This window comes from Nonomuraea sp. NPDC001684, from assembly GCF_053596515.1.
Genome location: NZ_JBSFGJ010000442.1, coordinates 1 through 7,712 on the forward strand (window position 1 = coordinate 1; position 7,712 = coordinate 7,712).

Annotated in this window: 5 protein-coding genes; 3 read left to right on the plus strand and 2 right to left on the minus strand. The window is 65.4% G+C overall.

Going from position 1 to position 7,712, the window contains the following annotated elements:
• Window positions 1–31: 31 nt before the first annotated feature.
• Window positions 32–496 carry a hypothetical protein gene (locus ACWCSD_RS43080; protein ID WP_449923839.1) on the minus strand — a complete coding sequence of 155 codons (465 nt, stop codon included), beginning with the start codon at window positions 494–496 and terminating at the stop codon, window positions 32–34.
• A gap of 1,109 nt (window positions 497–1,605) precedes the next feature.
• On the opposite strand from ACWCSD_RS43080, the gene ACWCSD_RS43085 reads away from it, so the two are divergent.
• From ACWCSD_RS43085 to ACWCSD_RS43095, 3 genes are all read left to right on the plus strand, one after another.
• A complete protein-coding gene (locus ACWCSD_RS43085) occupies window positions 1,606–2,196 on the plus strand; it encodes a DUF4240 domain-containing protein (protein WP_449923842.1) in 591 nt (196 codons plus the stop codon).
• A gap of 138 nt (window positions 2,197–2,334) precedes the next feature.
• The gene (locus tag ACWCSD_RS43090) at window positions 2,335–2,670 is read left to right on the plus strand and encodes a hypothetical protein (RefSeq protein WP_449923845.1); all 336 of its coding nucleotides are present in this window, start codon (window positions 2,335–2,337) and stop codon (window positions 2,668–2,670) included.
• A gap of 2 nt (window positions 2,671–2,672) precedes the next feature.
• Entirely contained in the window at window positions 2,673–3,719 is a 1,047-nt protein-coding gene (locus tag ACWCSD_RS43095; protein WP_449923848.1) for an effector-associated constant component EACC1, read from the plus strand.
• Between the two features lie 303 nt (window positions 3,720–4,022).
• Here the strand turns inward: ACWCSD_RS43095 and ACWCSD_RS43100 are convergent, their stop codons facing one another.
• Window positions 4,023–7,682, minus strand: a complete 3,660-nt coding sequence (locus ACWCSD_RS43100; protein ID WP_449923851.1) for an nSTAND1 domain-containing NTPase — start codon at window positions 7,680–7,682, stop codon at window positions 4,023–4,025.
• Window positions 7,683–7,712: the final 30 nt, after the last annotated feature.

Genomic DNA, 7,712 nt, shown 5'->3' on the forward strand with positions numbered 1-7,712 from the left:
TCGCACTCGAAGGATCACGCGATGGCCGTGTTCATTTCACGGCCGCCACGCTTGTGACCAGGTCAAACTCGTACACCACTCTCATGGACGTGGCCTTGGCGTTGATCAGATGCGAGACGTAGGACAGGTGCTGGCGTGCTCGTTTCAGCAATTCGGCCGGTGGTGTTCTCTGGTAGGCCATCGCGAGGTCGTCGACGGCCGATTCCAGCCGGTCAAGCGTCTCGTTACCCACATCGCTCGCCGCAACCCGACGGGCCAGCTCCAACGCCTCGATCTCGCCTTCGAAGGGAGCGTTGTCCCGTACCGTGGCTTCCGCGTCATCGGCGAAGAACTCGGCTTCCTCCATGCCGAACACTCGGCAGTAGAGCAATCGATAGGGGTCCTTGGGCTGGTGCCTGCCGGCCTCCCAATCCTTGATCATTCGGATCAGGGATTCCCGCTCGGGTAGACGAGCCCGGGTGTGTGGGTCGGCTGCGTCGGCAAGGCGCTTGGCCATGTCTCGCTGTGTCCACAACCTGCCACGCCTTTCGGCGCGCAACCGTACGGCCCAGGCCGGAACGCTATCCATTGTGTGCACCTCGGGGGACGTGGGGTCCGCCTGTCTCCCCCAGTCTCCCTTACTCGCACTGTCGGCGCGGGGGTACCGGGAGATGTCATGAGAGGACCGTGAAAAGGCGGAACCCGCAGGCGCTGACACGCCGTACGGGTTCCTTGATCGCACACTGGAGGTGCGACCCATGGACAACTCCAGAGGCGCCCCGATCCCCGCGAACAGCGTCACAGCGGGCCATCAGGACAGGGCCTTGGACGTCGCGTCGGTGCCTCTAGCGAGCTACCGAGGCTGGGATCCGGACAAGCGACGCGCCGCATGGGAACTGGACCGCTCTGAGCCTGGATGGGCAGTGTTCTATGGCCCGTACACTCGCCGCTTCTACGCGATCGCCGCCTGGCCGTCCCCACGCCCGCTCGTCTTGGAGGCCGGAGACACCGACGAGCTACGCACTCTCATGCACGAGGCGGACGCCGGGTGTTGGCCGAGGATGGCATGACAGCGCGTGGCGCGTGGCAGCAGCCGGGGTGCCGAATCGAGATCAAGAGCATGGAGCACAGCCCGACGACGACACGGGCACTCGGATCGCGGCTCATCGGCTGCAAGGGCCAGGTGGTCGCCAATATCCGTCCCGGCGTGATCGCCTTGGTCCAGCTCGATGGGCCACAGCAGGATCTACCGACGGGGATGCGGCGATGGTCGGTTCACTGGGATGACCTCGCTCCCTGCTCTGCGTGGCGCGCCGTTTCCCCTCCTGTCTACCGGCTGGGACTCTCGTGTCTCGACCGGGATGCCGTGCAGCACGCCGTGCTTGACGGTGAGGTAACCGGCCTCTGCGGCGATGCGGCACATCCCTTGCCGTTCACCGGCTGGTCTCTCACGTTCGACACCACCAGCGCACGAGCCTGCCCGAACTGCGTACGGCTGGTAGGAGCGGCCCCACCCAAGTAGTGCGGTGGGCCAGGGTTGAGGAACGAGGCCATGGACCGTCGATCGCCCCCAGCCGGATACGCAGATCAGCCGAAAGTCGTCGGCCCCTGCCATGATCCCCCCTTGTGGATACTGGCGAGTTCTGGCACCTGATAGAGCAATCCGGGTGCGAAACGAGTGGGAAGAAAGCGCGCGCGGCATGGCTTCAAGATGCGCTGGAACAACGCTCCAGTGAGGACATCCTCGATTTCGAGTCGTGCATGCTCTTGGCCAGGCGCCGAGTGGACACGTGGTTGATGTGGGGTGCCATGCGCGCCCTGTTCGGATTCGGCTCCGACGACGGCTTCTGGTACTTCCAGATGTGGCTCGTGGGTCTGGGACGGGAGGTCTTCGAACAGGTGGCCCGTGACCCGGACGCTCTGGTTGACGTACCGGAGGTGCAGCGCTTGGTCTCCATGGAGCGTCGTGGCCCCTTGTGGACAAAGGATGACTGGCCACAGTTCGAGATCTTGGACTACGTGGCTGGTGACGCTTGGGAACGAGTAACCGGCAAAGGCCATGAAAGTTTCTCCAACGCTCGGGAGGCACGTGGCCATGAGCTGTCCGCACTCCCCCGCCCCAGCGACGAAGATTGGGAATTGGATGATAAGGAGGAGTCGGCCCGAAGGCTGCCACGAATCAACCGCTACATGAGCGAACTGTACGGCCGCGCCTAGATCACGAGGTCTATGCCGTTGTCGCTGAGTTCCTGCGGGGTGAAGTCGGCTTCGGGGTCGTCGGCGAGCTCGCGGTGCGGCTCGTTCGTTTTCGTAGGTGATGCGGGCACCGGTGAGAGTCAGCCATCGGACGGGGCCGTGTTCACGGACGAGCGACTGGTGAAAGAAGCCGGGCCGCTTGCGGTACTGGGCGTGGCGCTTGGGGTCGTCCCAGTCGGGGAGCATGTCGGCGTTGGTGTAGGAGTTGATCTCCAGGCGGGCCGATGCGCCGTGGATGACGGCGGTGTGTCCTCGGTGCCACATGCCGCGGCGGTGGATGACCGGGTGGCCGGGGCGGACGCTGAGCATGATCGCGACATCTCGGTTGGCGGTGGTCTTCTCGCCGGTGAACAGCGGGGTTTCCCGGTCGCGTTGGGCGAGGTCCCAGCCGAAGGCTTGCACGTCGGGGTGGTTGCCGGGGGCGGCGAGGTCTGATCGTGGACGCGGGCACCGGCGAGGTCCTGCACGCCTACACCACCGACGGCGAGCCCTCCGGCCATCTCCTGGTGGCCTGCGGTAACCGGCGAGCCTCGGTCTGCCCGGCCTGCTCACAGACCTACCAGGCCGACACCCTCCTCCTGATCCGGGCGGGCCTGTCCGGCGGCAAGGGCGTCCCGGAGTCGGTCAGTGCACACCCCCGCGCGTTCGTCACCCTGACCGCGCCCTCCTTCGGCCCCGTCCACTCCCACCGCGACGGCCGCGCCTGCCGACCCCGCAGGCACGACACCCGATGCGAGCACGGACAGCCGATGGGCTGCCACCTGCGACACCAGCCCCACGACGAACGTCTCGGCCAACCCCTGTGCCCCGACTGCTACGACTACACCGGCGCGGTCCTGTGGCAGGCACACGCGGGCGCGCTGTGGCACCGCTTCACCCTCGCCCTGCGCCAAGAACTGGCCACTCAGACCGGGATGAGCCGCCAGGCCTTCGCCGAACACGTCAAGGTGTCGTTCGCCAAGGTCGCCGAGTACCAGCGAGTGGCCCATTTTCGAGTGGTATGTGGACAGGCTGCCGCATATCTCTTGCATTGGTCGAGCACGTGGGTGCCTAATGATGTCGTGTCGGATGGCTCGAAGGCGAATGCCAAGGACAAGAGCACAGGCCTGGCCCTGGTGCTGGTTGAGCCCGCTGCTCAAGTGCGAGGACTGTATACGTACCTGCGTCGAGACCCCGACCTGCGGGGCAGCGTGCGCCTGCTGGAGAGCGCACCGCCGCCAGGCACACTCGGGCCGGTCGCCGAAGCAGTGGAGTTTGTCACCGGCTCCCCCGAAGTGGTCGCCACCGTGGCGGGAGTAGTGATCGCGTGGCTGCGCTATCGCACCAGCGACGTCAAACTCACGGTGAAGAGATCGGACGGGACAGAGGTGACGGTCACCGCCAACCGGGTCAGAACTCTCAGCAATGACCAGACCCGCGCCATCATGTCGGAGGTCCAGGACGCCTTGCGCAGCCAGTCACCGACGGACACACCGGAGGGTTGAGCCGCTCACTGAAACATCGGGGCTACTGTCCGGAACCGAGGGCGCATGCGCTACTGGTCGACTCGGGCCAGCACCTCCCGGACGCGATGATCGCAGATGTGCCGGCAGCCACCGCCGGCGCGCGCGGCCTGAGCGCCGCGCTCATTGCGCATGCGGGGCTCGACACGCGGCGTCCGCCGGTCCTGAACGATCCACGCGGTCCCGGCGAGCCGGCTTCCTCTGACGCAGCTGCTCGCCTCGCACCGCCGCCCGCGCTTACGAGCCCAAGTTGCCCGAGCTAAAGCCATTATCTGGACAAATCCGTCAGGGATGACAAGCGTCGCGGTACGGCTCACTTGTTCCCACGTATATGAGCCATTCCTGCCTGCTCAAGGGCCGCGTGATCAGTTGACACACCTTCGGCAGCAGGTCGGCGGGGAGGGCCATATCCCAAACCTGGACTGGGGTATCGTTCAGCACCTCAAGATTCGCAGAGACAATCATGGGCCTGCCGTCGATGACAACAGGCAACAGCGTGCTGCCGGACGCAAAGGGAAGGGTCTGTGAATTCACTGGAACGAGGGTGATCGGATCCCAGGTGGTCAAGATGTTGTTGTCTTTCGCGGTGACAAGGACAGGCCTGCCGCCATCAATCGACCAGGAAACCGCCCTCAGCCCCTCGGGGATCGGCAGGCTCCTCAGAGGAGTGCCGGTGCGTGATGACCAGAGCTGCACGTTGTTGCGCCCTTCGCTGAACTGCCCGACAGCGAGAACTGGTTCGGTCCCCAGGTCCTGCCATGCAAGGCTGTCAACCGAACCCGATACGGTCATCGTACGTAGAGGGATATCGGCGGCCGGACTCCACAAGATGATATCGCCATTGTCGTAGCCGGCGGCGATGATTGTCGTGCCGTCCAGGTGTCCGACGGCCAGCGAGCTGATCGCGGCATTGCCCTTCTTCTCGCTAATGAGCCGACCTGTTCCGGGCTCCCATATTCTGAGGCTGCCGTCGCTGCCTCCCGTCACGAGCTGCCCCTGTGCCCATACCATCGTCTGCTGTTTTGCCCCCATCTTGAAAGTATTTATCCTTGCGCCGGATGCCGGACTCCAAATAATGACCTTGTCATCATCCAGCCAGCTGGCGATGGCCGGTTGGCCGCCGAGTTCTCCCCACTCCATGCCGTACACATCGCTATGAAGATCGACCGTGCGTAGACGTTTTCCAGAGGCGAGATCCCACACCTCTATCGGTTCCTTCCAAGCCTGAACGGCCAGTACCGACCGTCCGCCGATCAATCCTGTGGCCAACGAAGACGGAGGGTGGCTCTCAAGCATTCGCCATGGCTTGATCCGCGGATTCCACACGGCGATCACGCCGCGTCTGTAGACGGCCGCGAGGGACTTGCCGCCATCGAGCCACATCACCACCACGGGGGTGTCCGGCTCCGTCGGATTGCTCTCGCCTTTGTACTCTTGTACGACCTGATCGGTGGCCGGATCCCAGACCTGGACCCCACCTTGGGCGCCGTAGGCGAGGACGGGTCGTCCGTCGAGCTCGCCCAGAGCGGGTGAGACGGTTCCCCATCTCTGGGACTGCTCGTGCAGGATCGTCCATCTTCGTGCGTCCCATATCGCCGCGGTGTGAGTGACGATGTTCCCGCCAATTCGTGATTCCTCCAGCAGCACAGGGCGGCCCAGCAGTTCGGCCCAGGCCAGGCGGCTCACCCGACCGGTCGGTGCGCTATGGACCAGGCGGCCGGTAGCCGCCTCCCTGATGTCGAGTCTGCCGGTACCGCGGTGCTTGTCCGGGATGACGACACCGATGGCAATCATCGGCGAGCCGTCGACCTGTCCGCAGCCAACTTGCGCGTCGATCCCACCGGTTCGTACCGTGCGCAAGATTGTGGCTGTCTCTCGCGTCCACAGGTACACGCGTCCGTTGGTATGAGCGGAGACGAGTACGGGCGCTCCCGACACGCTGGAGACGCAGAGGGAATTCAGTTCGGCAGGCGTCTCGATGTCCTGCAGGAGTTGCCCGGTCTGCGCGTCCCACAGCACCATGTGCCCAGATTGATGGCCGGAGATGATCGCCGGTGCTGGGAGGTCGGCCAAGGCCAGGCTGTTCACCGCGCCGCTGGAGCGCATGGTGCGCAGGCGAACGGCGTGCAGGGCGTCCCACATCGTGATGGTGCCGTTGTCGTGTCCGGTCACTATGACGTCCTGGCCACCGATCCGCCCGGACACGGCTGTCAGGGTAGGGGGGTTCTCACCGAGGAAGAGAGCCCGTCGCGTGTCGTTCCATGCGCGTGCCAGGGCGTGCCGGGCCGCGGTCGTGGGAGACAAGCCATAGGCCGTCGCAGCCAGGGACCGCGACAGGTTGCCGTCTAGGTCGGCCAGCCTGACACTGTCCGAGGCGACCTTCTGAGAAAGGCTGATCAGCCGCTGCTCGTCGTTGTTTCGTGCCGTTGTGACCGCGACGATTGCGACCGCCGTGGCCGCGATCAGGGCGACCACCAGAGAGCTGATGACCGTCGCGCGTTGTCGCCGACGCGCCCGCGACGCTCGCTCGCGGGCGTTGAGGCTGGCGTGCCGGAAGTTCGCCGACAACTCCGGCAAGGGGCCGAAGCGTCTGAGGTCCTCGTCCCATCTCGCCTGATCGTCTGCAAGGGCGTCAAGGCGCGCGCCACCGTACAGGAACGATGAGTCGTGTCCGTGCGCAGCCCATTCGCGAGCGTGCTGGTCGAGCTGCTGGCGGCGGAACAAGGCGGCCCTGTCGGTGGCAAGCCATTCGCGCAGACGCGGCCAGGAGTGAATGAGCGCCTCGTGAGCGATGCGTGCCGTGTGCGCGTCTACTGTGATCAGTCGGGCGGCGATGAACCGGTCCAGCACCTGCTGGAATGCCTCCCGCTCCGGCGTGCCGGGGGCAGGACGCAGTTCGTCCAGCGGAATCGGCTGGGCCGTGTCGATGACGTCCTGTCCCGCACCGGCACCGATCCGCACCAGCCGTGTCAGCAATCGGCGAGCGATCTGTCTGCCGTCCAGGTCGAGGCCCTTGATGATGGCGTCGGCCGTCTCTTGCAGGGCCCCACTCACTCGTCCGGTGGACAGGTAGTCGGTTACGGTCATGGCCGATCCACGGCCGGCCTTCCAGGTTCGCAACAGTGCGTGCGAGAGCAGGGGGAGGGCGTTGTCCATGCCGGCCGCGGTCGTGTCTTCGATCAGCAGGTCAGTCAGGGACGCTTCCACGGTGAGTCCGGCCAGGTGCGCGGGCCGCTCGATGACCTGCCGTAATCGCTCAGGTGGCAGCGCGAAGATGGGGATCATCCGGCTAACCGCGTCCTTGAGCGCCTCTTGCTGCATGCACTGGCCGAGGAAGTCGGCCCGTACGGCTAGCACCACCACAGCGGCCGAACATGCCGCATGCACGGCGGCCAGGTAGGCTCGACGGGTTTGCACACTGCACAGCGTGAAGATCTCTTCAAACTGGTCGATGATGACCACACGGCGCTGCGGTACAGCTTCGGCGAGCAGTTCGGCCAGATGTCGAGGATCGTCGTACAGCCGTTGTGCAAGCTCGGCCAGGCTGCATCCGGCTAGCTCGGCGAACTGCTCCGCCAGCACGCGAAAGGGATCGGCGGTCGGGGTGAACACCACGGCTCCGGCCTGAGGAGTGCGGTGCAAGGCGGGAACCAGCCCGGCCCGCAGCAGGGAGGACTTTCCCACCCCAGAAGGGCCTGCCAGCAGCAGTGGCCCGGTCCCTGGCGGCTGCGCCGCCACACGGTCGATCAGAGTGGCGACGAGATCACTTCGACCGAAGAAGAGATCCGTATCCTGCACGCCATAGGGCGCCAGGCCCCGATAGGGGACGATCTCGGCGGACAGCCCGCGGGCGTCGGCCGCGTAGGCGGAGTTGAGCACCAGCAGTTGCCGGTCACCTCGGTCGTGGGCGTGACGACGTGGAGCGGGACGGTTTTGCGCGGTCATGGCCCGGGTCAGTGACCTGTACACCTCATC